22 protein-coding genes are annotated in these 25,281 nt (G+C 74.4%); 5 read left to right on the top strand and 17 right to left on the bottom strand.

What is annotated here, in order from left to right:
• The first annotated feature begins 79 nt into the window (after positions 1–79).
• Complete coding sequence (locus D7223_RS13385; protein WP_120728899.1) at positions 80–2,056, top strand: copper resistance CopC family protein; 1,977 nt, start codon at positions 80–82, stop codon at positions 2,054–2,056.
• Between the two features lie 58 nt (positions 2,057–2,114).
• Here the strand turns inward: D7223_RS13385 and D7223_RS13390 are convergent, their stop codons facing one another.
• The 9 genes from D7223_RS13390 to D7223_RS13430 all read right to left on the bottom strand — a co-directional run bounded on the left by D7223_RS13390 (position 2,115) and on the right by D7223_RS13430 (position 11,057).
• Entirely contained in the window at positions 2,115–3,578 is a 1,464-nt protein-coding gene (locus D7223_RS13390) for a PepSY-associated TM helix domain-containing protein (RefSeq protein WP_120728698.1), read from the bottom strand.
• 166 nt (positions 3,579–3,744) lie between these two features.
• Entirely contained in the window at positions 3,745–4,338 is a 594-nt protein-coding gene (locus tag D7223_RS13395; RefSeq protein WP_120728699.1) for a copper resistance CopC family protein, read from the bottom strand.
• Between the two features lie 13 nt (positions 4,339–4,351).
• The gene (locus D7223_RS13400) at positions 4,352–5,581 is read right to left on the bottom strand and encodes a Dyp-type peroxidase (protein WP_120728700.1); all 1,230 of its coding nucleotides are present in this window, start codon (positions 5,579–5,581) and stop codon (positions 4,352–4,354) included.
• Positions 5,578–6,177, bottom strand: a complete 600-nt coding sequence (locus tag D7223_RS13405; RefSeq protein ID WP_120728701.1) for a copper chaperone PCu(A)C — start codon at positions 6,175–6,177, stop codon at positions 5,578–5,580. The genes D7223_RS13400 and D7223_RS13405 overlap by 4 nt, the downstream gene beginning before the upstream one ends.
• 88 nt (positions 6,178–6,265) lie before the next feature.
• Positions 6,266–7,018: a zf-HC2 domain-containing protein gene (locus D7223_RS13410; protein WP_120728702.1), complete on the bottom strand. Its 753-nt coding sequence runs from the start codon at positions 7,016–7,018 to the stop codon at positions 6,266–6,268.
• A 75-nt stretch (positions 7,019–7,093) separates the two neighbouring features.
• Positions 7,094–7,660 carry a sigma-70 family RNA polymerase sigma factor gene (locus D7223_RS13415; protein ID WP_120728703.1) on the bottom strand — a complete coding sequence of 189 codons (567 nt, stop codon included), beginning with the start codon at positions 7,658–7,660 and terminating at the stop codon, positions 7,094–7,096.
• Between the two features lie 97 nt (positions 7,661–7,757).
• A complete protein-coding gene (gene sthA, locus D7223_RS13420; protein WP_120728704.1) occupies positions 7,758–9,161 on the bottom strand; it encodes a Si-specific NAD(P)(+) transhydrogenase in 1,404 nt (467 codons plus the stop codon).
• A 103-nt stretch (positions 9,162–9,264) separates the two neighbouring features.
• Positions 9,265–10,035 carry a hypothetical protein gene (locus D7223_RS13425; protein ID WP_147252505.1) on the bottom strand — a complete coding sequence of 257 codons (771 nt, stop codon included), beginning with the start codon at positions 10,033–10,035 and terminating at the stop codon, positions 9,265–9,267.
• Between the two features lie 68 nt (positions 10,036–10,103).
• Positions 10,104–11,057, bottom strand: a complete 954-nt coding sequence (locus D7223_RS13430; RefSeq protein ID WP_158610882.1) for an AraC family transcriptional regulator — start codon at positions 11,055–11,057, stop codon at positions 10,104–10,106.
• 277 nt (positions 11,058–11,334) lie between these two features.
• On the opposite strand from D7223_RS13430, the gene D7223_RS13435 reads away from it, so the two are divergent.
• A complete protein-coding gene (locus D7223_RS13435; protein ID WP_120728707.1) occupies positions 11,335–12,855 on the top strand; it encodes a flavin-containing monooxygenase in 1,521 nt (506 codons plus the stop codon).
• A 16-nt stretch (positions 12,856–12,871) separates the two neighbouring features.
• On the opposite strand, the gene D7223_RS13440 is transcribed toward D7223_RS13435, so the two are convergent.
• Positions 12,872–14,332: an SDR family oxidoreductase gene (locus D7223_RS13440; RefSeq protein ID WP_120728708.1), complete on the bottom strand. Its 1,461-nt coding sequence runs from the start codon at positions 14,330–14,332 to the stop codon at positions 12,872–12,874.
• Between the two features lie 202 nt (positions 14,333–14,534).
• On the bottom strand, positions 14,535–15,035 hold the full coding sequence (locus D7223_RS13445) for a septum formation initiator (protein WP_120728709.1): 501 nt from the start codon (positions 15,033–15,035) through the stop codon (positions 14,535–14,537).
• Positions 15,036–15,137: 102 nt separating this feature from the next.
• Between D7223_RS13445 and D7223_RS13450 the strand changes: the two genes are divergently transcribed.
• The 3 genes from D7223_RS13450 to D7223_RS13460 all read left to right on the top strand — a co-directional run bounded on the left by D7223_RS13450 (position 15,138) and on the right by D7223_RS13460 (position 17,713).
• Positions 15,138–15,830, top strand: coding sequence for a response regulator transcription factor (locus tag D7223_RS13450; RefSeq protein ID WP_120728710.1), 693 nt, complete (start codon positions 15,138–15,140; stop codon positions 15,828–15,830).
• Positions 15,827–17,101: a sensor histidine kinase gene (locus D7223_RS13455; protein ID WP_120728711.1), complete on the top strand. Its 1,275-nt coding sequence runs from the start codon at positions 15,827–15,829 to the stop codon at positions 17,099–17,101. Before D7223_RS13450 ends, D7223_RS13455 begins: the two co-directional genes overlap by 4 nt.
• A 117-nt stretch (positions 17,102–17,218) precedes the next feature.
• Positions 17,219–17,713: a PepSY domain-containing protein gene (locus D7223_RS13460; protein WP_120728900.1), complete on the top strand. Its 495-nt coding sequence runs from the start codon at positions 17,219–17,221 to the stop codon at positions 17,711–17,713.
• Positions 17,714–17,778: 65 nt separating this feature from the next.
• Here the strand turns inward: D7223_RS13460 and D7223_RS13465 are convergent, their stop codons facing one another.
• The 6 genes from D7223_RS13465 to D7223_RS13490 all read right to left on the bottom strand — a co-directional run bounded on the left by D7223_RS13465 (position 17,779) and on the right by D7223_RS13490 (position 25,261).
• Positions 17,779–18,405, bottom strand: a complete 627-nt coding sequence (locus D7223_RS13465) for a response regulator transcription factor (RefSeq protein WP_120728712.1) — start codon at positions 18,403–18,405, stop codon at positions 17,779–17,781.
• The gene (locus tag D7223_RS13470) at positions 18,402–19,691 is read right to left on the bottom strand and encodes a sensor histidine kinase (protein ID WP_120728713.1); all 1,290 of its coding nucleotides are present in this window, start codon (positions 19,689–19,691) and stop codon (positions 18,402–18,404) included. The genes D7223_RS13465 and D7223_RS13470 overlap by 4 nt, the downstream gene beginning before the upstream one ends.
• Positions 19,692–19,700: 9 nt before the next feature.
• Positions 19,701–20,669, bottom strand: coding sequence for a hypothetical protein (locus tag D7223_RS13475; protein ID WP_120728714.1), 969 nt, complete (start codon positions 20,667–20,669; stop codon positions 19,701–19,703).
• 165 nt (positions 20,670–20,834) lie between these two features.
• On the bottom strand, positions 20,835–22,223 hold the full coding sequence (locus D7223_RS13480; protein ID WP_202864653.1) for a glycoside hydrolase family 10 protein: 1,389 nt from the start codon (positions 22,221–22,223) through the stop codon (positions 20,835–20,837).
• A gap of 393 nt (positions 22,224–22,616) precedes the next feature.
• On the bottom strand, positions 22,617–23,180 hold the full coding sequence (locus tag D7223_RS13485; protein WP_120728716.1) for a GNAT family N-acetyltransferase: 564 nt from the start codon (positions 23,178–23,180) through the stop codon (positions 22,617–22,619).
• Positions 23,177–25,261 (bottom strand): penicillin acylase family protein, encoded by a 2,085-nt coding sequence (locus D7223_RS13490; protein ID WP_120728717.1) that lies wholly within the window; start codon positions 25,259–25,261, stop codon positions 23,177–23,179. The genes D7223_RS13485 and D7223_RS13490 overlap by 4 nt, the downstream gene beginning before the upstream one ends.
• Positions 25,262–25,281: the final 20 nt, after the last annotated feature.

Consider the following 25,281-nt stretch of genomic DNA (forward strand, 5'->3'; position numbering starts at 1 on the left):
GCATGCCAGGGCTTTTGCCATTGAAACAAAAAGATGGTCATATCTCGACTAAAGATGGCGCTGTCACGAAGATGTGGTGATGCGCCGTCCCCGCTCAGTTCCCCGCCGGCCGATCTCCGGCCTGCTCGCGCTCGTCGTCGTGGCGCTCGTCCTCCTCGTGCCCGCCGGTCCGGTCTCGGCCCACGGTTCGCTGGCGATGTCCACGCCGGCCCCGGGTGCCAGCGTGGCCCAGCCGTTGACCGAGGTGTCGCTCTACTTCACCGAGAAGGTGGCGCCCAACGCGTACCTCACGGTCACCGCCCCGGGCGGCGGTCGTGTCGACGGTGGGTGGAGATATGGTGAGCCGAAGCCGCTGGATCGGCCCGTCCGGGAGTACTTCCTGGTCAACGGGACGTTCGAGCCCCGCGAGTACACCACGGGTTTCCCGGCGGTGGTGAGGGTCGCCCACCTGCCGGCCGTCGGGCAGTACACGGTGAGCTACCTGTCGCTGGCCTCCGACGGCGAGCCGGTCCGGGGCACCCTGACGTTCCGCTACACCGGCCGGGCGACTCCGCCGCCCGCCGGCTGGAGTCCGCCCACCGACCAGCCGGACCCGGCGCTGGTGACGGCCGCCGCGCAGCACGAGACCTCCGGTCACGGACCGGAGGGGCAGACCACCGCCGCCGCCGCGCCGGTGGTGTCGTCGGCGCCGACCCCGGCCGTAGCCGGTCCGCCGGCGTCGGACGAGGGCGGCCCCGGCCTGCTCGCCTGGGGCGGCGCGGTGGCGCTGGCGGCGGTGCTGGCCGGGCTCCTGCTCCGGCGGCGCCGGCCGGCTCCGGTGCGCCGGCTCACCGGGCGCTCCCGTGCCCCGGGGGCCGCACCGCGTCGCGGCGGCGGTGCTGGCCGGGCGCGTCCGGCCGGGCGCGGCGGGACGGGCCGCCGCACCGGCACCGGGAGTACGAGGCAACCCACGGCCACGACGAGGAAGGGCGGCGCGGCCGGCGCCGCCGACGCCGGGTCGACGGCCACCCGGAAGACCGCGCCGGCGGCCGCTCCGCCCGACGGTGACCGGGCGGCGGTCGTACCCGTCGACGGGCCGGACCTGTCGGCCGCGGGGCCGACCTTCGGACCGCGGACGAGCAACACACGTCTCGCGCTGGTCGTCGGTGCGGTGGTGGTGGCCCTGCTGGCCGGGTTCGGGTTGGGGCGGACCGGCACCGGCGAGCGGGTCGCGACCGGCGGGCCGGCCGGCCCGGCGGCCGGCAGCGGGGACCCCGACCAGGCGCGGGCGGCCTCGGCGGGGGACGGGCACCAGCACGTGGCGGGTACCGGACCGCACACCCACCCGGGTGACGGCGCCGGCCAGAATCAGGTCGCCGGGACGGCGGTCAGCGCGGCCGGCTACACGATGCGGCCCGTGCGGCGGACCCAGCCGGCCGGCGCGGGCGCGGACTACCAGTTCCGCGTCGTGGGCACCGACGGGCAGCCGGTGACGCGCTTCGTCACCGTCCACGACAAGCCGTTGCACCTGATCGTGGTCGGCCGTGATCTCGACGGCTACCAGCATCTGCATCCGACCATGGCCCCGGACGGCACGTGGACCGTCCCGCTGGCGTTGACCCGGGCCGGCAGCTACCGCGTCTACGCCGACTTCTCGGTCGCCGGTCCGGACGGCGGGCCGGTGCCGCTGGTGCTCGGCGTCGACCACCACGTGCCGGGCGCGTACGCCCCGGTCGCGCTGCCACCGGCCGGGCCGCGGGCGACGGCCGGGCCCTACACGGTGGCGATGGGCGGCACCCCGACTGCCGGTGTGACGGTGCCGCTGGACTTCCGGGTCAGCCCCGCCGGGACGCCCGACCCGGTGGCGTTGCAGCGCTACCTGGGCGCGTACGGGCACCTGGTCGTGGTCCGCGAGGGCGACCTGGGCTACGTGCACGTGCACCCCGAGTCGGAACTCGTCGACGGCGCGGTCCGGTTCTGGCTGACCGCACCGAGCGCGGGCCGGTACCGGGCGTTCCTCGACTTCCAGGTCGACGGCGCGGTGCACACCGCGGCGTACACGGTCGACGTGCCCTGACCAGGCTGCGGCGACCGTCCGGCCGCCCCGCGAGCGCGGGCGGCCGGACGGCCGGGGATCAACTCCCGGCGGGAGCCGGCGAGACCGGCACCGCAGGGCGCCGCCGGCGGGCGACCGCGCCGAGGAGCGTGTCCACGACGAGGAAGCCGAGCACTGTGACGCCGAACCAGGGCAGCGCCCAGCCGAGCGCCACGGTGGCCGGCACCGCGAGCAGCAGCACCCACCACGGCAGCCCGCGCACCCCGCCCCGGGCGGGCGGGGTGCCCACGGGGGCCCGGCGGTCGGTGCGGGTCGGCCGGCGCTGCCACCACATCCGGTAGCCCCACACGATCACGCAGAGCAGGCCGAGGGCGAGCCCGGCGAGCAGGATCTGGTTGACCGGGCCGAACAGCACGCCCATGTGGGCCTGGATGCCCAGGCTGCTCAGCCGGGCGAGCAGCGGCCAGTCGGCGAAGTCGCTGCGCGCGGTGACGGTGCCGGCGGTGGGGTCGACGGCGACCCGGTCCCGGGCGACCGGCCAGGTGTTGTCGGTCTGCGCGACGGTCCACGCGGCGCCGAGGTCCCCAGGGACGATCTCCACCGGGCCGGACAGGCCGGCGCCGCGCGCGGACGCCAGCACCCGGTCGTACGCCGCCGGATCCTCCGCGGCGGCGGACGAGGGGCCGCCGTGCTGGTGTTCCCCGCCACCGGCCGCCGGGGGCGTACCGTCCAGAGTGGTGGAGATCGCCGGCGTGCCGGCGCGCAGGCTGTCCAGTCCGGCACTGAAATTCGCCCCGGCGTAACGGGACCAGGTCAGGCCGGTGGCCGACAGGAAGATCAGGCCGACGGCGAGCCAGACCCCTGTGGTGGCGTGCCAGCCCCGGGTGCGTCGTACCCCCTTGCCGGCGGACAGGTCGGGCACCACCAGGTGCCGCATCCGGGAGCGGGGGGCGGCGCGGCGACGCCACCACAGGACCACCCCACCGAGGACCAGCACCCACAGCCAGCTGGCGGCGATCTCCGAGTAGTGCCGGCCGACCTCGCCCAGGTGCAGGTTCCGGTGCAGGTCGTCCAACCAGGTGGTGGCCGGGGTGGAACCGAACCACGTGGTCAGCTGACCCTTGACCTCGCCGGTGTAGGGGTCGACGTAGACGGTGTGCTGCCGGTCGCCCAGGTCGGGCTGGGAGAACACCACCCGGGTGGTCTTCTCGCCGGTGCCGGGCCGCACCCCGGCGAGGGCGCCGTCGGGGTGCGCGGTGCGGGCGGCGGCGACCTGCTCGGCGAGTGACCGGGGCTGGCCGCCGACCGTGGCGACGGTGAGCTGGTCGCCGTAGAGCACCTGGTCCAGCTGGGGGCTGACCGTGTAGGCCAGCCCGGTCAGCGCCGCCACCACCAGGAACGGGGCGACCAGGATCCCGGCGTAGAAGTGCAGCCGGACCAGCAGGGCCGCGAAGGGTGTGGCACGGCGCGCCGGCCGTACCGGGTCCGCCGGGGCGGAGGGAAGGTCCGGCGGGCGATCACCGGGCAGATCGGTCACGGACATCGACTACTCCGATCGGAGATGGAGGTTTTGGTGCGGAGCTCGTGCCCGTCGAGCCGTCGGCGGCCCGGTCGCCGACTCCCGGTCGAATAGTCGGCTCAGGACCTCGGAAAGTTCCGGACCGGCTGAGCGGATCCGTCCGGCTCCCGGATCGGGGCGCCGGCCGCGGTCAGGACGACCGGCGCCGGCGCAGCAGCAGGACGATCCCGGCGACCATCACCGCCACCAGGAGGACTCCACCGCCGACCAGGACCAGCGGGCCGGGCCCTTCCGTGGCGCCGGTCGAGGAGGCGGGGCTGGGCGACCCGGGGGCGGCCGACGTCGCCGGTGCCGCGGAGGTGACCGGCGCGGTCACCTCGGGGCTCGCGGTGACCGTCGGGTCGGCGACGGTGAACCGGTAGGAGCCCTGCACGGGGTGCCCGTCGGTGGAGACCACCCGGTAGGCGACGGTGTAGGTCCCGTTGGACAACGGTTCGTCGATCGTGACGGTGCCGGTCGTGCCCTTGACGGCGGGTTCGCCGGTGGGGATCCGGCGCTGGGCGGCGTCGGACACGGCGATGGTGGTGAAGGCCGGGTCCAGCTTCTGCATGAACCGCAGGGTGACCATGGTCGGCGCGGCGGTGAGCCGGGCGTCCCGGGCCGGGGTGGCGGCCTGCAGGGTGTTGTGCGCGGCGGCCGGTGCGGCCGGTACGAGCAGCAGCGCCATCGCGGTCAGGGTGGCGGCGAGCAGGCCGGCGACGCTCGGGCGGGTGCGGGTGGGCATGGGTCTCCTTCGGTCAGCCGAGCAGTTGCCGGCCGATCCAGCCACCGGGCGGGCAACCCGGAGGGATCGCGAAGACGGCCGAGCCGATCGGGGTGGTCCACTCGTTGAGCAGGTCCCGCTCGGCCAGCCGGCGTTGGATGGGCAGGAACTGTCGGGCGATGTCGGCCTGGTAGGAGGCGAAGACCAGACCGCTGTCCGCGGTGCCGTCCGCGGTGGGTACGCCGTCGTAGTTGTACGGGCGGCGCAGGATCCGCAGCCGGTCGTCGGTGACGTGGGCGCGGGTGAGGTGCGAGAAGTCCGGGATGACGGTGAGCCCGTCCGGGCCGAGGGCGGCGAAGTCGGGTTCGTCGTGCTCGCCGGTGCCGGTCAGCGGGGCGCCGGTGCCGACCCGGCGGCCGACGGCCACCTCCCGGTCGGCGCGCCCGAGCAGGTCCCAGGTCTCCAGGTTCATGCTGATCCGCCGTACCACCAGGGTGGTGCTCTCGCGCAGCCAGTCCGGTCCGTCCGGTACCCACACCGCGGTGTCCAGCGGCACTCCCGGCTTCGGGTTGGCGGTGCCGTCGAGCTGGCCGAAGAGGTTGCGCTGGGTCCGGCCCGGCTCGGCGCCGGCCGCCCGGCGGAATCCCTGCTGCACCCACCGCACCGTGGCGAAGGGGCGGCTGTCCTTCACCAGGACCCGCTGGGCGTGCACGACGGTGAGCGGGTCGTCGGCGCAGATCTGCAACAGCAGGTCCCCGCCGGACCAGCGGGACTGGAGCCGGTCGACGCGGAACGGCGGGAGGTCGACCACCGAGTCCGGTCGCCGGTCGTCGCGCCCGGCAGCCCGGTAGAGGCCGGGGCCGAAGCCGAAGGTGACGGTGAGCCGGGCGGGCAGCAGGCCCAGCTCCGGTTCGGTGTCGGCCAGGGCGGGGCGGCCCTGGGTGAGGCGGGCGGCGTCGTCGGACAGCAACCGCAGCATCCGCCCCAGCGCCGCCCGGTCGGTGCCCGACCGCAAAGTGAACGCCACGAACGCCGCGTGGGCCTGCGGCTCGGTGGCCACCCCGGCCTGCCGGGGACCGTGGAACGGCTCCACAGCGCTGCCGACCTGCGCCACCGGCGCCGCCTCGGCGGGGCGTACGCCCGGGGTGTCGGGGCGGGCGGCGGTGACCGTGGCGGCACCGGCCAGCGCGCCCCCGGCGGCCAGCGCGCCGCCGGTGAGCAGGCCGCGCCGGCTCACCGGCCGGGCGTCGGACGTGCCGGTCATGCCGCCGGGCTCATGCTCATCCCCGGGGTGGCGGACGTGCCCGGCATCGGCTGGCCGTGGCCGGGGGCGTAGCTCTCCTGCGCGCCGGTGAACGGCTTCGCCACCGCGGTGAAGGTCTGGGTGCGGCCGTCGGCGAAGGTGAGCGTGAAGGCGACCTCGTCGCCGGCCTTCACCGGCTGGGCGAGGTTCATCAGCATCAGGTGGTCGCCGCCGGGCTCCAGGGCGTGCGCGCTCCTGGCCTTGATCACGATGCCGCCCGGCTTGGCCCGCATGACCATCTTCCCGTCTTCCATGGCCATCTCGTGCAGTTCCATCGGCGACACCTCGGTCGACGCGGCGGTGAGGGTGACGTCGGCGTCGCCGTCGTTGACCAGCGTGCCGAACGCCGCGGTCATGCCCGTGTCGGCGGCCTTCACCCAGGGGTCACGGATGCCGAGCACCCCGGCGGCGGCGCTCGCCGACGCCGAGGCCGTGGTCGACGGGGCGTTCGTGCCGGGCGACGGGTCGGCGGACGAGCCGCAGCCGGCGGCGGCCAGGGCCAGGATCGCGGCGGTGAGCAGTGCCGCCCGGTGCGGGAGTCTGCGGGTGCTGGGCATGGAGGGTCCTCTCGGTGACCGATGTCGGGTGGCTGGTCGGTGGCGGCGGACGCGCGGGGCGACCGGCGTCGTGGAGCGGGGGTGATGCTCAGGCGGCGGTGCGGTCCCGGTGGCGGGCCGTGCCCGGGTGCGGCGGGGGAAGCAGCCGCAGGCCGGGCGCGGGCACCTCGTCCTCGACGTGGATGCGCCAGCGGGGTTCGTCCTCGACGCCGCGGGGGGTGGGGCCGCCCGGACGCAGGCCGGGGCGGGACATGGCCACCACGATGGCGTAGCCGAGCAGCAGGAACGCGTGGCTGACCAGCCGGGTCGTGTCGACCCGGCCGGTGACGAGGTCGTTGACCGACAGCAGCACCAGGGTGGCGACGAACGCGCTCAGCATCGGCAGCAGCCCGGTCGGCGGGGTGCGCCGGGCCGCCACGAAGAGGAAGCCCGCGCCGACCGCGACGTTCCACGCCGCCGCCTCGTGCCACAGGTGCCCGGACGCGAGCGGACCGCCGGCGTGCAGGTGTGGGCCGGCGGCGGCGCGGCCGACCTGTGCCAGCCCCAGCACCACCTGGATCGCCCCGACCAGCCCGAGCGTGGCCCGCAGCGTGAGCAGCAGCCGGGCCCGGCGGGAGCGGCGGGCCCGGGTGGGCAGCGCGTCCAGGATCACCCCGGTGAGGTCCGGACCCGGCGCGCTGACCGACAGCCGGGCCCGCCGGGTCACCGAGGCCGCCCGGTCGAACCACTCCCGGCAGTCGCCGCAGCCGGCCAGGTGACGGTCCGCCCCGGCGCGCTCCTCGGGGCTCTCCTCCCCGTCCAACTGCGCCGACAACACCTCACGCCACTGTTCGCACCCCATGTACCGGTAGTCGGTCCTCGGGTGCCGATGGTTCCCGCGAGTTGATCGGAGACGCCGGCCACCTCGCGGGACGCCTCAGCCGGCGGTGGATCCGCCCCGCCGCTCGGCCCGCCGGTCCCGGCTGTCCACGGCGGCGACGAGGTCCTCCCGGGCGCGGGCCACCCGGGACCGGATCGTGCCGACCGGGCAACCGCACACCTCCGCCGCCTCGGCGTAGGACAGGCCGAGGACCTGGGTGGCGACGAACGCCTCCCGCCGCTCGGCGGGTAGACCGGCGATCAGACGCTCCAGCACCACCTGCCGGTCGAATCCGTCCCGGGCCAGGTCCGGGGAGTCGTACCGGTCGGACATCGGCACCGTGCGTGGGCGGGACGTCCCGGCTCGCACGTGGTCGACGGCCGTCCGGCGGGCGATCGTCAGCAGCCACGTCCGGGCCGAGGAACGCCCGGCGAACGAGGGCAGCGCCCGCACCGCGCGCAGGAAGGTCTCCTGGGTCAGGTCGTCCGCCTCCGCCGGGGAGATCAACACGGCCAGGAACCGCCGCACCTGCTGCTGGGTGGCCCGGATGAAGCGGGAGGCCGCGTCGCGGTCACCCCGACCGGCTGCCAGGGCCCACGCGGTGATCTGCGCGTCGTCCGTCACGCCGGCACCTCCAGGTGGGGGATCGTCGTAACGACGGCCCGTAGTAGTGGCTCGGCGGTAGCGTACGGCATGCGGCGCGGCGCTCCCACGGGTTCGGTCAACCCTCGATGCGGGTGATGTTGCGGATCTTGTTGGAGGCGTCCAGGGCGGCCACCTTGTACGCCTCGGCCAGGGTGGGGTAGTTGAACACCGCGTCGACGAGGTAGTCGACGGTCCCGCCGCAGCCCATCACCGCCTGTCCGATGTGGACGATCTCGGTGGCCCCGGTGCCGAACACGTGCACGCCGAGCAGGCGGCCGTCGCTCGGCGACACCAGCAACTTCAACATGCCGTACGAGTCGCCGACGATCTGGCCGCGGGCCAGCTCGCGGTAGCGGGCCACGCCCACCTCGAACGGCGTCGACCGTTCGGTCAGCGCCTCCTCGGTCTGCCCGACGAAGCTGATCTCCGGGATCGTGTAGATGCCGATCGGCTGCAACTCGTGCATCTCCCGGACCGGCTCCCCGCAGGCGTGCTGCGCGGCGAGCCGACCCTGTTCCATCGACGTGGACGCCAGTGCGGGGAAACCGATCACGTCGCCGACGGCGTAGATGTTGTCCACCGCGGTCCGGTAGTTCGCGTCGACCGCGATCCGGCCCCGGGCGTCCGCCTCCAGTCCGGCCGCCGGCAGTCCCAGGTCGTCGGTCTGGCCCTGGCGGCCGGCCGAGTACATGACGGTGTCCGCGACGATCTTCTTGCCGCTCTTGAGGATGCACAGCGCCGCCGTGGGGTGCTTCTCCACGGCGGCCACCTCCTCACCGAAGCGGAAGGTCACCGAGAGGTCGCGCAGGTGGTACTTGAGCGACTCGACGATCTCCTCGTCGCAGAAGTCGAGCATCCGGTCGCGCCGCTCCACCACGGTCACCTTCGTGCCGAGCCCGGCGAACATCGACGCGTACTCCATCCCGATCACGCCGGCCCCGACCACGACCATGCTGCGTGGCACGGCCTCGAGGTTGATGACGCCGTCGGAGTCCACGATGGTCCGTTCGTCGAAGTCGACGCTGTCCGGTCGCGCCGGGCGGGTGCCCGCGGCGATGATGATCTTGTCGAAGGTGACCCTCGACTCGCGCCCGGAACCACCGTCGACCCAGACCGAGTGGGCGTCCGCGAAGCGGCCCGTCCCGGTGATCATCGCCACGTGGTTGCGCGCCAACTGGTTGCGGATGACATCGGTCTGCCGGCTGATCACGTGCTGCGTACGGGCGGCCAGATCGCTGACCGTGATGTCCTCCTTGACGCGGTAGCTGCTGCCGTAGAGGTCCCGTTGGCTCAGCCCGGTCAGGTAGAGCACCGCCTCGCGCAGGGTCTTGGAGGGGACCGTGCCGGTGTTGATGCACACTCCGCCGATCATGTCGCGGCGGTCCACCACGGCGACCCGTCGGCCGAGTTTGGCCGCCGCGATCGCCGCCTTCTGACCGCTCGGTCCGGAGCCCAGCACCACCAGGTCGTAGTCATACACGGATACCAGCCTCGCAACTGATCGCCGCCGACGCCAGACCCGCCCGGCCGGCGATGTCGCCCGGCGCGGCCGGGTGTACGGCACGGCGCGCCAGCGGCGCGGGCTACCGCTGCCAGGCGTCGATCGCGCGGACGGCGTCGCGGGTCACCCGGTCCAGGACGGCGGGATCACCGCTGGTGCCCTCCCAGCCCTGGTCGCCGAGCACGGTGACCACCTCGTCGCTGCGGACGACGGCGATCTGGCTGGTCGCGGTGCCGCCGGTGGGCTCGCCGTTCAGGCTCGTCTGCGGCCAGGTCCGGGTCACCAGCACCGCCTCGTCGCCGATGCCGGGCAGGGCCTCGACCTTGACCTTGATGGTGCTGTCGCCCCGGGTGTAGGAGGGGCACGCCTTGACGGCGGCGTCGAGCCGCCGCAGGTAGGCCGGGGCGCCGTCGGCGGAGAAGGTGAAGAGGGTCTGGTGGATGATGCCCTGCGGGACGTTGCTGTCCGGCTCGCCGGGCTTCTTGTAGGTGACGGTCATCGCCGCGGCGGCGGTCACCTGCCGGCCGCCGGTGCCGAACTCTTCGGCACACAACGTCGGCAGGGCCTGCTCGACCGGCGTCGCGCGGCGCGGCATCCTCAATAGTTCCTCCGGCAGCTCGACGAACGCCGAGGTCGGGATGGTCACCGTGGTCGGCGCGGAGGCCGACGGCGTGCCGGTGGGGTCGGCGGTCGCCGACGCGGTCGCCGGTGCGGTGGTGGCCGGGGGTGCCGGGGCGGCCGGTTCCTCGCCGGTGGTGCAGGCGGCGGAGAGCGCGACGGTGCCGAGCAGCGGCAGCACCAGCGCGATCCCCCTCCGCGCTCGGCCGGCCGAGTGTGGCGTACAGCGGCTCATGGTCACCCCTCGTCTCCGGTCCTGCCCGGAGACGTTCCCGGTGCCGGGCCGGCCGAAACGGGCGACCGTCAGCGGCGCAGGGTGGCGGACGGCGACTCACCGAAACGGGCGCGGTAGTCCCCGGCGAAGCGGCCCAGGTGGACGAAGCCGTGCCGCACCGCGACGGCGGTCACCGAGGTGCCGGGACCGGCCGCGCGCAGCGCCTGGTGCACCGCGTCGAGGCGGCAGACCCGCAGGTACGCCGTCGGCGTGGTCCCCAACTCGCGACGGAAGCACTCCTGCAGCGTGCGTACGCTCACGCCCAGTGCCTCCGCGACGTCCCCGACGGTCAGCGCCTCGCCGTGGTGGTCCCGGATCAGGCCGCGAGCCCGGCGGACCAGGCGCCCGCTCCCCGGGTGGTGCGCCGGCTCGGCGAGCAGGTCGCTGTGGTTGTGCCGGTGGGCCAGCAGCAGCTTCCCGATCAGCCCCTGCTCGAAGCGGGCGGCGACCTGCGGGTGGTCCAGGAGGGACGCGCCGGCGGGCTGGGACAACTCGTCGGCGAGGAAGGTCAGGGCCCGGGTCCACGCCTGCGCCCCGGGCGTACCCATGGTCATCCCCAGGTCGAAGCGGACCGGCCCGGTCACCGGGCGACCAAGCAGCCGGGCGAGTTCCCGCTCCACCGCACGCCGGTCGGCGTAGAAGATGCGGTGCGGCGACGCCTCGGACCACCGCATGTCCGAGGCGTCGTCGGGGGAGAGGACGGAGGCGACGCCCGGCGTCGAGGTCACCGTGCCGCCGCCGTGCCGCACCACCGTGCCACCCGTGCGGGGGACCTGCACCAGGTAGAAGGTCTCCAGGGGACCGGGCCGGATCCGTACCGCCCGTCCGTAGTCGAGGTCGACGACGCCGACGCCGCCCACCCGGTGGGCCCGCATCCGCAGCCGGACGTCGCGCACCCCGGCCCGGGGGGTGAGCCGGTGCGGACAGAAGACCTGGGCGACCGCCACGCGGGCCTGCTCGACGTCGTCCGTCCTGATCGACACGGCGTCCACGTGCACCTCCCGACGGACCGACGGTGGCCGGGCGTTCCGATGTGTCGACCCTAGGGCGCGACGGTGACCAACGGTGCGCAAGAGCCGCCGACCCGACAGCGGATGCCTCGGTGGGCGGCACCAGCCGGCCCGGTCGCGTGCCGCGGACAACTCCCGCGCTCAGCGGATAGCGGCCTCGCCGCCGGGCTTCCTAGCCTGTGGATCGGCGTCGACGAATTCGTCGTCGCGGTTCCGCTCCGGCCAGCGGATCACCCTCTCGGAGGCTGCCATGAGAATCGCCATCGTCGGCGCGGGATTCGCCGGACTCGGCGCGGCCAAGGTGCTGCGGCAGAGCGGATTCGACGTCACCGTGTTCGAGAAGGCCCCGGACGTCGGCGGGGTGTGGAGCCGCACCCGGCGCTACCCGGGGCTGTCCACCCAGAACAACCGGGACACCTACCACTTCTCCGACCTGCCGATGCCCTCGCACTGGCCGGAGTGGCCGACCGGCGAGCAGGTCCAGCAGTACCTGGAGAGCTACGCGGACACGTTCGGGCTGCGCGACGTCGTACGGCTGTCCACCGAAGTGGTCGCCGCGGAACTCGTGGCCGACGAGACCGAGTGGTCGATCGGGTCCCGGCCGGCGGGTGGCGGGGAGCCGGCGACCTGGGAGCGGTACGACCACCTGGTCGTCGCCAACGGCATCTTCTCCGAGCCGTTCATCCCGGCCTTCCCGGGTCGGCAGGAGTTCACCGCCGCCGGTGGACGTGTCCTGGCCGCCGGGGAGTTCCACGACGTCGAGGCGGCGCGGGGCAGGAACGTGCTCGTGGTCGGGTACGGCAAGTCGTCCTGCGACGTGGCGGTCCCGGTCAGCGACGTCGCCGCGCACACCGACGTGGTCGCCCGGGGCCTGCTCTGGAAGATGCCGAAGAAGCTCGCCGGGCGGCTCAACTACAAGTACCTCACGCTCACCCGGCTGGGGGAGGGCCTGTTCCGGTACCTCGACCCGAAAGGCGTCGAGCGGTTCCTGCACGGTCCCGGAAACGGTCTGCGCCGCGGCATGCTGGACAGCATCGGGGCGGTCGCGACCCGGCAGCTCAAGCTGCGCGAGCTGGGACTGGTGCCGGACGGCAGCTTCGAGGACATCGCCCGGAGCACGGTCAGCCTGGCGACCGAGGGCTTCTTCGAGCGGGTCGCCGACGGTCGGATCACCGTGCACCGGGACCAGGTGATCGGCGAACTCCTGGTCGACGCCGGGCGACCGGCCGCCCGTCTCACCGACGGCACGGTGCTCGCGGCGGACCTGGTGATCTGCGGCACCGGTTTCCGCCAGCGGGTGCCCTTCTTCGACGAGACCCTGCACGCCCGGCTGGAGGACGGCGCGGGCAACTTCGCGCTCTACCGGCACATCCTGCCGATCGACGTGCCCCGGCTGACCTTCGCCGGTTACAACTCGTCCTTCTTCAGCCCGTTGAGCGCGGAGATGGCGGCGGTCTGGACCGCCGCTCACCTGCGCGGCGGGGTGACCCTGCCGTCCCGCGAGCGGATGCGGGAGGACGTCCGCCGGCGGCTGGCCTGGATGGTGGAGCGGACCGACGGGCGGCACGCGAGGGGCACGAACATCATCCCGTTCTCGATGCACAACATCGACGAGCTGCTCGACGAACTCGGGCTCAACGTCGGCCGGCTGACCCGGGCCCGGCAGTGGCTGCTGCCGGTCGACCCGCGCTCCTACCGGGGGGTGACCGCGCGCATGCTCGCGCGTACCGGCGGATCGGTGCGGCGATCCGCGGTCGGCGACCCGGTCTGACGGCCCCGCGCCGATCTCACCACGCGCAGGGGGCGTAGTCCTTCAGGAAGCAGCCGTAGAGATCCTCGCCCTGCTCGCCGCGGACGATCGGGTCGTAGACCCGGGCCGCACCGTCGACCAGGTCCAGCGGGGCGTGGAAGCCGGCGTCCGCCAACCGCATCTTCGTCGGGTGCGGGCGCTCGTCGGTGATCCAGCCGGTGTCGACGCTGGTCATCAGGATGCCGTCGGTCAGCATCTCCTGCGCGCTGGTGCGGGTCAGCATGTTCAGCGCGGCCTTGGCCATGTTGGTGTGCGGGTGCCCCGGTCCCTTGTAGCCGCGCCCGAACTGCCCCTCCATCGCCGACACGTTCACCACGTACTTGCGCCGCGCCGGCGCCGCGGCCATCGCCGACCGCAGCCGACTGACCAGCACGAACGGCGCGGTGACGTTGCACAGTTGCACCTCGAGCAACTCCACCGGGTCCACCTCCTGCACCCGCTGCACCCAGCTGTTGACCGGGTCGAGGTCGGGCACCAGCCCGCCGGCGTCGATCGCGGTCGACGCCGCGATCCGCGCCGGCGAGGCGGAACCGCTGGTCAGCGCCAGCGCGGTGAGCGCGTGCGGGCTGAGCGCGGCCGACTGCGGCCCGCCGGTCAGGCCGCCGGCCGCGCCCCGCTGGCCGTCCGGCTTGGCGAACGTGACGATCTCCGGCAGCGGGCCCTCCGGCAGCGCCGCGGCCTCGGCGGCGACCAGGTGCGCGTACGCCCCGGGGGAGCGCCGGACGGTCTGCGCCGCGTTGTTGATCAGGATGTCGAGCGGTCCCTGCTCGGCCACCGAGTCGGCGAGGGCGATCACCTGGGCGGGGTCGCGCAGGTCGATCCCGACGACGCGTAGCCGGTGCAGCCACTCCCCGCTGTCCGGCATCGCGGCGAACCGGCGCACCGCGTCGTGCGGAAACCGGGTGGTGACGGTGGTGTGCGCGCCGTCGCGCAGCAGCCGCAGCGCGATGTACATGCCGATCTTGGCCCGGCCGCCGGTGAGCAGGGCCCGCCGGCCGGTCAGGTCGGTACGGGCGTCCCGGCGCTCCCGGTTGAGCGCGGCACACGGCGGGCAGAGCTGGTGGTAGAAGGCGTCCACCTCCCGGTAGCGCTGCTTGCACACGTAGCAGCCGCGCGGGTGGTGCAGGAACCCGGCCGTGGTGCCCTCGGTGGGGGAGGCCAGCGGGATGCCCTGGGTCTCGTCGTCGATCCGGCCCGGCGCCCCGGTGGCGGTGGCCTCGGTCACCGCCCGGTCGGCCGCCGCGACGGCGTCCCGCCGCTCCTCGCGCCGCCGCTGCTTGATCACCTTGTAGAGCCGTGCGGTGGCCCGCTGCACCCGGACCACGTCCGGGTGATCGGGTGGCAGCTCCTCCAGGGCCTCGAACACGCTGAGACAGATCTCCAGCCGGCTCTGGTCGATGCCGTTCCGACCGCTTTCCGTACCAATGTCCGCCGTCATACTGTCGCGTCTCATCCCGTTCCCGGCGCCGGTCCCTTCCCGGCAAACCCCACGTCCGACCCGGCACTGTACGCACCGTAGGGGACCCGCCGCACCTCCCGGCGCGCGCCGGCCCGCGGGCGACGCCGCCCGACGCGCGACCGGACGGCGTCGACCCGGGCTACGGGCACGGCAGGACGGCGTCGACGACCCGCTGGGGCGGTCAGTCGTCGTCCTCGACCGCCACCGGTTCGCCGCCCACGCAGCGCACCTTGAGTTCGAGTTCGCCGTCCGGCCCGACGAAGGCGACCTCCACGTCGTCGTCCGGCCCCCGGTCGACGTCGGCGACCCGGTAGCCCGGCGCCGGGGTCCAGGAGACCAGCCGTACCCCGCCCGGCGCGCACTCGGCCACCGCGCTGCCGCCGGCGGTGGCGAAGGCCCGACGGTGCCCGGCCGGTACGGAGCCGGTCGGCGACGGCGAGGTCACGGAGCCGGTCGGCGACGTCGCGGGGCCGGTCGCGCCCGGCGACGGCGACCCGCCGGCCCCGGGGGTGGCCGGCGGTGGCGAGGCCAGCGCGCGCTCGACCTCCGACTGGCTGAGCACCCCGCCCGGCGTACCGGTGATGCTCTCGCCCACCAGGCGGATCGCGGCCACCCCGATCAGGGTGGCGACGGCGGCGGTGGCCAGCCAGCCGGCCACGGCGAGAAACGAACGGCGGCGCATCCCGCGAGTCTTCCCGATCCGAGGTTGGGCCGAGCCCTGGACCCGGCTAAGGGAGGGTTAACGTCCCGGCCGTTCCGGCCACCGGCGGTTAGCCTGCCACCTGTGGCCCGCCTGCTGCTCGTCGAGGACGACCTGACCATCCGTACGCCGCTGCTGCGGGCGCTGCGCGAACGGGGACACGCGGTGGCCGCCGCCTCGACCGCGATGACCGGCCTGCGGGACGCGCTGGACGACCGGCCCGACCTGGTCGTGCTCGACCTCGGGCTGCCCGACCTGGACGGCCGGGAACTGCTACGGATGCTCCGCGCGGTCAGCGCCGTGCCGATCATCGTGGCCACCGCCCGCGACGACGAGACCGAGATCGTCCGGGTGCTCGACGCCGGCGCGGACGACTACCTGGTGAAACCCTTCACCGCCGCGCAGCTCGACGCGCGGATCCGGGCGGTACTCCGGCGCGGCACCGGGCCCGCCCAGGACGACCCGGCTCTGGTGGTCGGCGGGTTGCGGATCGACGCCCGGTCGCGACAGGTCACCCTGGACGGCACGCCGGTCGAGCTGACCCCGCGCGAGTTCGACCTGCTGCACCACCTCGCCGGCCGGCCGGGCCAGGTGGTGACCAAGCGGGAGTTGCTCGCCGAGGTGTGGCGGATCCCGTACGGGGGCGCCGACAAGACCGTGGACGTGCACCTGTCCTGGCTGCGCCGCAAGCTCGGGGAGAACGCCCAGGAGCCGCGCTACCTGCACACCGTGCGGGGTGTCGGGGTCCGGCTGGAGGCGCCGGGGGGCGTCGGATGAGGGCCCGCCTGGCGGTGCTGGTCGCCGCGGTCAGCGTCCTCACCCTGCTCGCCTTCCTGGTGCCGCTGGCGCTGCTGGTGCGTACCGTCGCCGCGGACCGGGCCACGGTCCGGGCCACCGCGGACGCGCAGAGCCTGGTCACCGTGGTCGGCACCGCCGACGCCGCCACGATCCGGCTGACCGTCGAGCAGGTGGCCGTGGAGTCCGAACGGCCGGTCACCGTGTTCCTGCCCGACGGCACGACGCTCGGCGCGCCGGCTCCGCGTACCGCGGCCGTGGCGCTCGCGGCCCGGGGACAGAGCCTCACCGCCGAGTCCGCCCGGGGCCGCGAGGTGGTGATCGCGGTGCAGGGTCGCCCGGACGGCACCGGCGTGATCCGTACGGTGGTGCCACCGGCGGAGCTGACCGCCGGGGTGACCCGGTCCTGGCTCGTGCTGGCCCTGCTCGGGGTGATCCTCGTGCTGATCGGGCTGGCCGTCGCCGACCGGCTGGCCCGGAATCTGGTCCGGCCGATCGGTCAGCTCTCCGCCGTGTCGCACCGGCTGGCCAACGCGGAACTGGACGCGCGGGTCACCCCCGCCGGCCCGCCCGAGCTGCGCGAGGTGGCCGGCGCGCTCAACCACCTCGCCGGCCGCATCCAGGTGCTGCTGGCGCAGGAGCGCGAGGAGGTCGCCGACCTGTCGCACCGGCTGCGTACGCCGTTGACCGCACTGCGGCTGGAGGCGGAATCGCTGCGCGACCCGGACGACGCGGCCCGGGTGACCAGCGCGGTGGACGCGCTGGAACGGGCGGTCACCGGCCTGATCCGGCAGGCCCGCTGGCGGGCGCCGACGGCCGGGGCGGCCCGCGCCGACGCGGCGGCGGTGGTGGCCGAGCGGGTGGCCTTCTGGTCGGTGCTGGCGGAGGACACCGGACGGACGGTGACCCTGGACCTGGCCCCGGGACCGCTGCCGGTGGGGGTGCCCTCCGACGAACTGGCGGCGGCGGTGGACGCGCTGCTCGGCAACGTCTTCGCGCACACGCCGGACGGCACCGCGTTCGCCGTCCGGCTGGCGCCGGAGGCGGGCCACGTGGTGCTGACCGTGGCCGACGGCGGGCCGGGGATGCCGCCCGGCGCGATCGGCCGTGGCGCGAGCACCGCCGGCTCGACCGGCCTCGGCCTGGACATCGCCGGCCGTGCCGCGCGGGCCGCCGGCGGCGGGCTGGAGGCGCGGACCGCCCCGGCGGGCGGCGCGGAGGTACGCCTGGACCTCGGCCCGCCGCTCGCCTGACCGTCCCGCCGCGGATCACGTCGATTCCCGGCTTAACCCCGGCTTAGCGTTCGGGCAGCGTGGCGCTATCCCGGTCGAGACGATCCTCGGTGTCAGGAACGAGGAAAGGTGAACGAGATGAAGCGCAACTCCCTGCTCCTGGCGTCGGTCGGCGGCGCGGCGGTGCTCGCGGTGGCCGGGGTGGCCATCGGTGTCACCGCCGCCGACAGCGGGACGGCCGGAGCGACCAGACTCACCGCCGCCACCACCGCGCCGACCACCGCCGCGACCCCGGACGACAGTCCGAGCGGCACCCCGGCCACCGCCGGCACGCCGTCCGGCACCCCGACCAGCGCGGGCCCGAGCGCGACCGGCAGCACCCCGGCCACCGGCGGCGGCGCGGTGAGCGAGCAGCGGGCCGGCGAGATCGCGTTGGCCAGGGCTGGCGGCGGCCGGATCGTCGAGATCGAGGCCGAGGACGAGGACGGCCGGTCGGTCTGGGACGTGGAGATCGTCGCCGGGCAGACCGAGCACGAGATCGAGGTCGACCGGGAGAACGGCGCCGTGGTCAAGGCCGAGCAGGAGCCGGTGGACGACGACGACGACAAGGACGACGACGACAGCGACGACTGACGCGTCGCCGTTCCCACGCGGTGCGTCCCTCGGCGCGTCCGAGGGACGCACCGCGTCCGGGGCGTTCAGGCGCCGTGGGCGAACAGGGCCAGCCGGACCCGGTTGGGGCTGTCGGTCTTGGCCATCAGGCTGGTGATGTGGGTCTTGACCGTGGTGACGCCGATGTGCAGCCGGTCGGCGATCTCCGTGTTGGACAGTCCCTGCGCCACCAGGTCGAGCACGTCCTGCTCCCGGCCGGTGAGGCCGGCCGCCCGGCGCGGCGCCTCGGACCGGGCGTGCACCGCGCGGCGCACCAGCCGCCGCAGCACCTCCTGGCTGAACGGGCTGTCGCCCACCGCCGCCCGGCGGACACCGTCCAGCAGATCGGCGGGGGGCGCGTCCTTGAGCAGGAAGCCGCAGGCCCCGGCGGTCAGGGCGGGATAGAGGTGGTCGTCGTCGCCGAAGGTGGTCAGCACCAGGACGCGGGTCGCGGGACGGTCGGCGAGGATGCGGCTGGTCGCGGTGATCCCGTCCACCCCCGGCATCCGGAGATCCATGACCACGACGTCGGGGACGAGCCGCGCGGCGAGGGAGATGGCCTCGCGGCCGTTGTCGGCCTCGCCGACCACCTCGATGTCGGACTGCGCGTCGCAGAGCATCCGCAGGCCGGCGCGGATGAGGTGCTGGTCGTCGACCAGCAGGACACGGATCACGACGCCTCCGGTTCGGGTGCCCGGGCCGGGATCCCGGGGATGGCGTTCTCCGGGCGTTCCGTCCGGTCGCGGGGCGGCGGCACGGCGGGGGAGCGGGGGTTCACCGGCGCCCCGGCGACGGTCGGGGGCGGGAGGACGGTCCGGACCCGCCAGCCCGCCTCGACCGGGCCGGCGTCGAGCCGACCACCGAGGACCTCGACGCGTTCGCGCATCCCGGTGAGGCCGTGGCCCCCGCCGGGCGGCACGGGCCCCGGCACCCGGCCGTGTCCGTCGTCGGTGACCTCCCAGTGGACGGCCCCGTCGACCACCACCACCGCCAGCCGGGCCCGCGCGGACGCGCCCGCGTGCTTGGCCACGTTGGTCAGCGCCTCCTGGGTCAGCCGCAACACCGCCAGGCCGCGTACCGCGTCGAGCGCGCCGACCGCCGGGTCGACGTCGGCCTCCACCCGGACGCCGGCCTGGCGGGCCCGATCGACCGCGGCGCCGAGCGCCGCCGGGACCGCCGACGGCTCGATCGCGGTCAGCGCCGCGTCGCCGGGTACCCCGTCGGGGTCGCGCAGGACCGCCACCAGCCGGCGCAGGTCGGTCAGGGCCGCGGCACCGGTGCCGTGCACGTCGTCGAACACCGCGCCCACCCTCGGGTCCAGGTCGGTGAGCACGTGCCGGGCCACGCCCACCCGCAGCACCATCGATGCCACGTGGTGCGCCACCACGTCATGCAGCTCGCGGGCGATCGCGCTGCGCTCGTCCGCGCGTGCGGCGCGGCTCTCCGACTCGCGCCGGCGCTCCTCCGCCGCCGCCCGCTCCTCGGCCTGCCGGCCGAGTTCCTGGGTGGTCCGGACGACCAGACCGAGCAGCAGCGGCACGCCGACCTCCACGGTCAGCCCGAAGACACCGGAGGCGAACCGTCGGGGCGGGTCGCCGATCGAGTCGGTCAGGTTGACCACCGCCAGCAGCCCGGCGGCCGGCCAGATGGTCCGCGGCCGGTGCGCCCGCATGGTCAACTCCAGCAGCGCCCAGCCGGCGCCCACCTGGTTGATCGTCGTGTCGTCGACCAGCTGGACCGCCACCGCCAGCAGCGCGGCCTGCGCCAGCAGGTTGGCCAGCGGCCGGTGGTGGCAGGCCAGCGCGACGGCGAACGCGAGGGCCGCGAGGATCCACTGCGGCGTCGTCGGCGGGCGTCCGTTCTGGGTGCCGAAGAACAGGTAGCCGACGCCGCTGAGGTTGAGCAGCAGCATCCGCGCGAGCGTGTCCCGCGCGTCGAACAGGCGTCCCACCCACCCCACGGGATCAGCCTAGGCGCTGACGGCCGGGACCGGCCCACCCCGGCCCGCTTGCGCGGCCGGCGCCGGTTCCGGGCCGCGTCGCAGGGCCAGGACCACGCCGACGGCGGTCGCGGTGCTGGCCGCCAGGGCCGTCGCGGCGGCCAGCGTGACGGCGTCCGGGCGCAGCAGCGGCTGCCCGCGCAGGGCCTGCCAGGTCAACAACACCGTGAGTACGCCGTACGCGACCCCGGCGACGACCACCAGCCGGACCCGGGTCCGCTGGTCCAGTCGGTTGCGCAGGAACCGGTTCAGCAGGATCGCCAGGATCGGCAGCGCCTGCAGGGCGTGCAGCCCGACGAAGTGCCCGATCCGCAGGTCACCGCCGGTGGTGCTCCAGCCGACCAGCGGCAGTCCCGGACCACCGTCCGGTACACCCACGCTGTGCGCCCCGGCGATCCCCTCGATCCCCGGCTCCTGGGCGGGCAGCACCATCGGCACCGCCGCCAGCATGCCCAGCAGGGACAGGCCGAGCCCCAGGCCGACCGCGTAACGGGCGACCCGGTCCGCCGCCGGCCGACGCAGCAGCACGATCGCGATGAGCAGGTGGGCGGCGAACAAGACCATGATCGCGATGCCCATCGTCGCCCACAGGGCGGCGTTGAGCGGAGTGGTGTCGTTGTAGTGGCTGGTCGTGCCCCGCAGCACCTGCCCGACGATCACCACCATCTCGGCGAGCGCCATCGCGACGACGACCGTGCCCGCCCACTCCGCGACCCGGCTGCGTCGGGGCAGGAGGGAGAGCATCCAGGCCAGGGTCAGGCCGTAGAGCACGAAGGACACCGCGAACTTGAACGGCTTGAGCCAGATCGGCGCGCCGGTGAGGACGCGGGGGTCGGCGACGACGCCGACCGCGGTGACGACGGCGAGTACCGCCATCGCCGCGACGAGGACCATCAGGGGGCGATGCCAGCCGGCCGCCCGGTGCAGCGTGGTAGTCATGCCTGTAGATGCTTGCCGGCCGGCCGGCGGCCGGCGTCGGACCGGGAGCCCCGGTTCCGGCCGCTGGTCGGAGCGGCGTCTCCACCCGGGGGAGGAGAGGATCGGGCCGACCGGCCGGGGTGGACGGCGTCCCGGCCGGTCGGGTGCCGGCCGGGACGCCCGGAGCTATCCGACGCGGACGAGTTGCCACTGCTGGTTGGTGCCGTTCCAGTCGTCGTACTGCACGATGTTGCCGCCGTCGGCGGTGGAGGCGCCCTGTACCTCGACCACCTTGTTGCTGTTGCGGTTGATCAACCGGACGTGGCCGCCGGTGGAGTCGGCCAGTCGGAACTGCTGGTTGGTGCCGTTGCCGTCGGCCCACTGCACGATGGCCGCGCCGTTGGCGGTGGAGAAGTTGTAGACGTCGAGCACCTTGCCCGAGTGGCGTGACTTCAGTCGGTAGTAGCCGCCGCCGGAGTCGACGAACTGCCACTGCTGGTTGGTGCCGTCGTTGCGTGACCACTGGCTGATCCGCGCGCCGTCGTTGGTGGCCCGGTTGAACAGGTCCAGCGCCTTGCCACTGTTGCGGTTCACCAACACGTACCACGCGTTCGTGTCCACCGGCCCCGGGGTGCCGGTGCCGCCGGCGTTGAGCGCGTCCAGGGTGGCGGTGTAGGCGGGTTTCTTGTTCCCGCTGCGGTCGAAGAGCAGCGGGTTGTCGTTGCCCCGCCAGGAGTCGCTGTCGCGGACGCCCCAGACGGTGATGCCGGTGCAGCGGGCGACGGCCAGGCAGGCGCGGGTGACCTGGGCGTAGGCGTTGGCCTGGTTGCTGCCCTGGGCGATGTCGAGTTCGGTGATCTGCACGTCGACGCCGAGGTCGGCGAACCGTTGGAGGTTGGCCTGGTAGTCGCCGGGCACGGTGGTGCCGAGGTGGGTCTGGAAGCCGACGCAGTCGATCGGCACGCCACGGGCCTTGAAGTCGCGGACCATGTTGTAGATGCCGGTGGACTTGGCGTTGATGCCGTCGGTGTTGTAGTCGTTGTAGCAGAGTTTGGCGCCGGGGTCGGCGGCGCGGGCGGCGCGGAAGGCGGCCTCGATCCAGTCGTTGCCGGTGCGCTGGAGGTTGGAGTCGCGGCGGCCGCCGCTGCCGCCGTCGGCGAAGGCTTCGTTGACCACGTCCCAGGAGTGGATCTTTCCGCGATAGTAGGTGGCGACCCGGGTGACGTGGTTGATGGCGGCGTTGCGCAGGGCGGTGCCGGACATGTTCTGTGCCCAGCCGGGTTGTTGGGCGTGCCAGAGCAGGGCGTGACCGCGCACGGACATGCCCTGGGAGCGGGCGTGGTTGAGGATGCGGTCGCCGCCCGCGTAGGTGAAGACGCCCTGTTGGGGTTCGGTGGCGTCCCACTTCATCTCGTTCTCGGCGGTGACGCTGTTGAACTCGCGGTTGAGGATGGTGACGAACTGGCTGTCGGAGAGCTTGAACGCGGGGATCGCGGCGCCGAAGTAGCGGCCCTTCTCCGCGGCGGCGGCCCCGAGCGTCGTGCCGGCGCTGGCCGGAGTGGCCAGTGCGACCATGCTGACCAGCAGGGCCCCGACGGCGAGCAGGGAGAGGAGTAGCCGCCGCGGGAGTGACCAGAGCCGGGTCGGGGGTGGTGGGTTGTTCATCGTCGGACTCGAATCCGGTGGTGGTGTCATGGTGGCTCCTCCAGGGTCGGGCGAACATGGCGGTTCGCGGACGCACCTCGGTGTGAGCGCGCTAAAGGATCGTGCGTGCTCGACCCCGGGACGGGGGTCAAGCCTCCATGGGAGCGCTAACATCGATACCCATAACATTGCCAGACTGTTACCGGGGCTTCAAGGCCGGGACGTCGGGCGGCGCGCACCGCCCGGTTGTCGGGGGTGGAACCCGGTGCGGGCCGGGTGCGCCGCGCTCGGCTGACCCGCCCTCGGCGTCGAGACGGCCGGCGGTCAGGCCGGCGCGGGGTGGTCGGCCTCGAACCGGTCGCGGGTCAGGAACGCGAGCTGGGCGCGCTTGTCCGGCATGTCGATCTCGTCGGAGAAGGTGAATCCCTCGTTGCGGAGGCGGCGCAGCGCGAACTCGTTGCGCACGTCCGGTTCGACCACGATCCGCCGTGCGGCGGGATCGCGGAACAGGAAGCGGGCCAGCGCGGGCCCGATCGCGGTGGTGAGGCCCCGGGCGAGGCGGCGGGGCGGGTGCAGCAGCAGGTGCATCCCGATGTCGCCGGGCCGGACCGGGTAGCGCTCGCCGACCGGGTCCGCCTCCGGCTGGTAGGTCTGGAACAGCCCCACCGGCTCGGCGTCCAGGGTGATCAGGTACGCGTGGTGGGTCGGCAGCCCGTCCACGAACGCGTAGATCTCGCGTACCTCGTCGAGGGTGTGCGAGGCCATCCCCCAGAAGGCGTTGCGGGGTTGGCTGACCCAGCCGTGCAGCAGTTCGGCGTGCCGGTCCGGTTGCACCACGACGAGCGCCAGGTCGCCGAGGTCGGGGATCTTCTCCAACTGGATGGTCACGCGTCGTCCTTCGCCAGGGGATGGGTGGGCACCGGGTTCAGGCCACCGGTGGCCCACTGGGGCAGTTGGTCGTCGAAGTGTGGATCGCCGGGACGCCCGGAGGCGCCGAACGGGACGATCCAGCGGCTCGCGGCGCGGTCGGTCAGGTCCCACACGTAGCGGGCCACCGGGCCGCGCCAGCAGGCGTCGGACACCCCGGGGACGCTGGCGGTGGCCAGCACGCAGTCGGTGTCGCCGGAGAGCGCGACCCGGTCCCGCATCGCGGTCACCGCGTCGTCCACCGCGGGGGCGACGCCCAGGTGGATCGGGTGCAGCAGGTGCCGCCGCCCCCACGGCGACACCGCCGGGCCGCGGACCACGTCGGTGAGGGCCGCGCCGGCCAGCGGCGTCACGTCGAGGTCGGGCAGGCCGGTGAGCACCCCGTCGAGGGCGAGGCCGATCCGACCCAGGGGGTCGTTCCACGGCGCGAAGAGACCGTCGTACGCCGACGGCTCGCGCAGTGGGCGCAGCAGCGGGTGGTCGTGCAGTCGGCGGACCAGGGCGGCCCGCCACGCGGCGAAGGCGCCCGCGTCGTCGGACTCGGCGCGCATCCGGCCGTCCCAGTCGAGCAGCCGCGCCCGTAACGCCCGCTCCGGCGCGCCCAGGCCGTCCGGGTCCAGCCGGTGCAGCACCCCGCGCAGCGTCCCGGTCGCCGCCCGGGTGTCGGTGTGCACCCGTTCCGGCGCGGTGCCCTCGGCGAGCAGGTCGCGGATGCGCCGGGCCCGGTGCGGCCGGGCGAAATCGACCCCGAACGGGGCGGTGTCGTCGCGGCGGTCGTTGGCGCAGACGGTGATCCGCGCGACCGCCCGGTCGACCGGTGGCAGGTACCCACCCCGCCAGCGGTACCGGGGCTCCCAGCCGGGCACCGGCTCCCGGCGGCACCGCTCGTCCCGGTCCGGCACCAGCCCCACCACGAGCTGCCGGACGGCACCAGACCGGTCCGCGACCAGCACGCTGTTCACCGGCTCGACCCAGGCGGGCCGCAGCGCGTCCGCGACGTCGGCGGCGGTACGCGCCCGCAGCATCGGCAGCAGCGCCTCGAAGCCGAGCCGCTCGGCGACCCGGACGGGGGTGCGCAGGCTGATCGCCTCGCCGGTCACCCGGTCGTGGTCGATCACCGGGCCGCGCGGGGTCTCGACGACCTCGACCGGTTCCGGCGCGCCGCCCCGGATCTCGATCTCCTCGACGTGGCGGGTCGCCGGCACCCAGCCGTCGGAGTCCCGCACCAGCACCCGGTCGCCGTCGGTGCGCAGCTGCTCGCGGTAGACGTCCTGGTAGTCGGCCATCGCGTTGGTGACCGCCCAGGCGACCTCGCCGGCGTGCCCGAAGTGCGGCAGGCCGGGCACGCCGGGGAAGGCGAAGCCGAGCACGTCGAACTCGGGGCAGGCCAGCCGGACCTGCTGGTAGATGCCGGGCAGTTCGAGTAGCCGGTGCGGGTCGCCGGCGATGACCGGGCCGCGGCCGGTGGCCGGGTCGGCGGGCACCACCCAGGCGTTGCTGCCGGAGCCACCCGGCCCCTCGACGGCGAACAGGTCGACCGCCTCCGGGCCGAGGGTCCGCGCGACGTGGGCGTGCCAGAGCTTGCTCGGGAAGGTCGAGAAGAGCACGTGCTGGACGAGGAACACGCCCAGCGGAGACCAGGGGTGCCAGGCGGTGGGCGCGAGGTCGAGGGCCGCGAACTCCGGGGCCGCCGCGGCGCCCTCGGCCAGACCGTCGTTCACCCCGTCGACGTACGCGCCGATCCACCTGCGGGTGGCCGGGTCGAGGCGCTCGTAGCAGCGCCGCGCGGTGTCGTCGAGGCGGGCCCGGCGCGCGAAGCGGTCCCAGTCCAGTGCGGACGGGCCGAGGTGCGCGGCCAGCCGTCCCTCCGAGCGCCACCGTTCGACCTCGATCTGCCAGGCGCGGTCGAGGGCGGTGACGCGTCCCTGGAGTCGGGCGAGGGCGTCGACGTCGTCCGCCCAGAGCAGTGGCACGCCCCACGGGTCCCGATCGACGCGGCTCACTGCCACCTCCGGTGCGCGGGTGGGACCGGGGTGTTCCATCGACTGCGCAACTTAGGCTA

The organism is Micromonospora endolithica (genome assembly GCF_003626595.1).
Taxonomy (GTDB): domain Bacteria; phylum Actinomycetota; class Actinomycetes; order Mycobacteriales; family Micromonosporaceae; genus Micromonospora; species Micromonospora endolithica.

Coding starts and splice junctions, on each gene's coding strand:
- D7223_RS13460 (WP_120728900.1), top strand. CDS start 17,219: ATGAAGCGCAACTCCCTGCTCCTGGCGTCGGTCGGCGGCGCGGCGGTG.
- D7223_RS13455 (WP_120728711.1), top strand. CDS start 15,827: ATGAGGGCCCGCCTGGCGGTGCTGGTCGCCGCGGTCAGCGTCCTCACC.
- D7223_RS13440 (WP_120728708.1), bottom strand. CDS start 14,332: ATGACGGCGGACATTGGTACGGAAAGCGGTCGGAACGGCATCGACCAG.
- D7223_RS13400 (WP_120728700.1), bottom strand. CDS start 5,581: ATGACCGGCACGTCCGACGCCCGGCCGGTGAGCCGGCGCGGCCTGCTC.
- D7223_RS13405 (WP_120728701.1), bottom strand. CDS start 6,177: ATGCCCAGCACCCGCAGACTCCCGCACCGGGCGGCACTGCTCACCGCC.
- D7223_RS13410 (WP_120728702.1), bottom strand. CDS start 7,018: ATGGGGTGCGAACAGTGGCGTGAGGTGTTGTCGGCGCAGTTGGACGGG.
- D7223_RS13445 (WP_120728709.1), bottom strand. CDS start 15,035: ATGCGCCGCCGTTCGTTTCTCGCCGTGGCCGGCTGGCTGGCCACCGCC.
- D7223_RS13490 (WP_120728717.1), bottom strand. CDS start 25,261: ATGGAACACCCCGGTCCCACCCGCGCACCGGAGGTGGCAGTGAGCCGC.
- D7223_RS13435 (WP_120728707.1), top strand. CDS start 11,335: ATGAGAATCGCCATCGTCGGCGCGGGATTCGCCGGACTCGGCGCGGCC.
- D7223_RS13480 (WP_202864653.1), bottom strand. CDS start 22,223: ATGGTCGCACTGGCCACTCCGGCCAGCGCCGGCACGACGCTCGGGGCC.
- D7223_RS13425 (WP_147252505.1), bottom strand. CDS start 10,035: ATGAGCCGCTGTACGCCACACTCGGCCGGCCGAGCGCGGAGGGGGATC.
- D7223_RS13385 (WP_120728899.1), top strand. CDS start 80: ATGCGCCGTCCCCGCTCAGTTCCCCGCCGGCCGATCTCCGGCCTGCTC.
- D7223_RS13390 (WP_120728698.1), bottom strand. CDS start 3,578: ATGTCCGTGACCGATCTGCCCGGTGATCGCCCGCCGGACCTTCCCTCC.
- D7223_RS13395 (WP_120728699.1), bottom strand. CDS start 4,338: ATGCCCACCCGCACCCGCCCGAGCGTCGCCGGCCTGCTCGCCGCCACC.
- D7223_RS13475 (WP_120728714.1), bottom strand. CDS start 20,669: ATGACTACCACGCTGCACCGGGCGGCCGGCTGGCATCGCCCCCTGATG.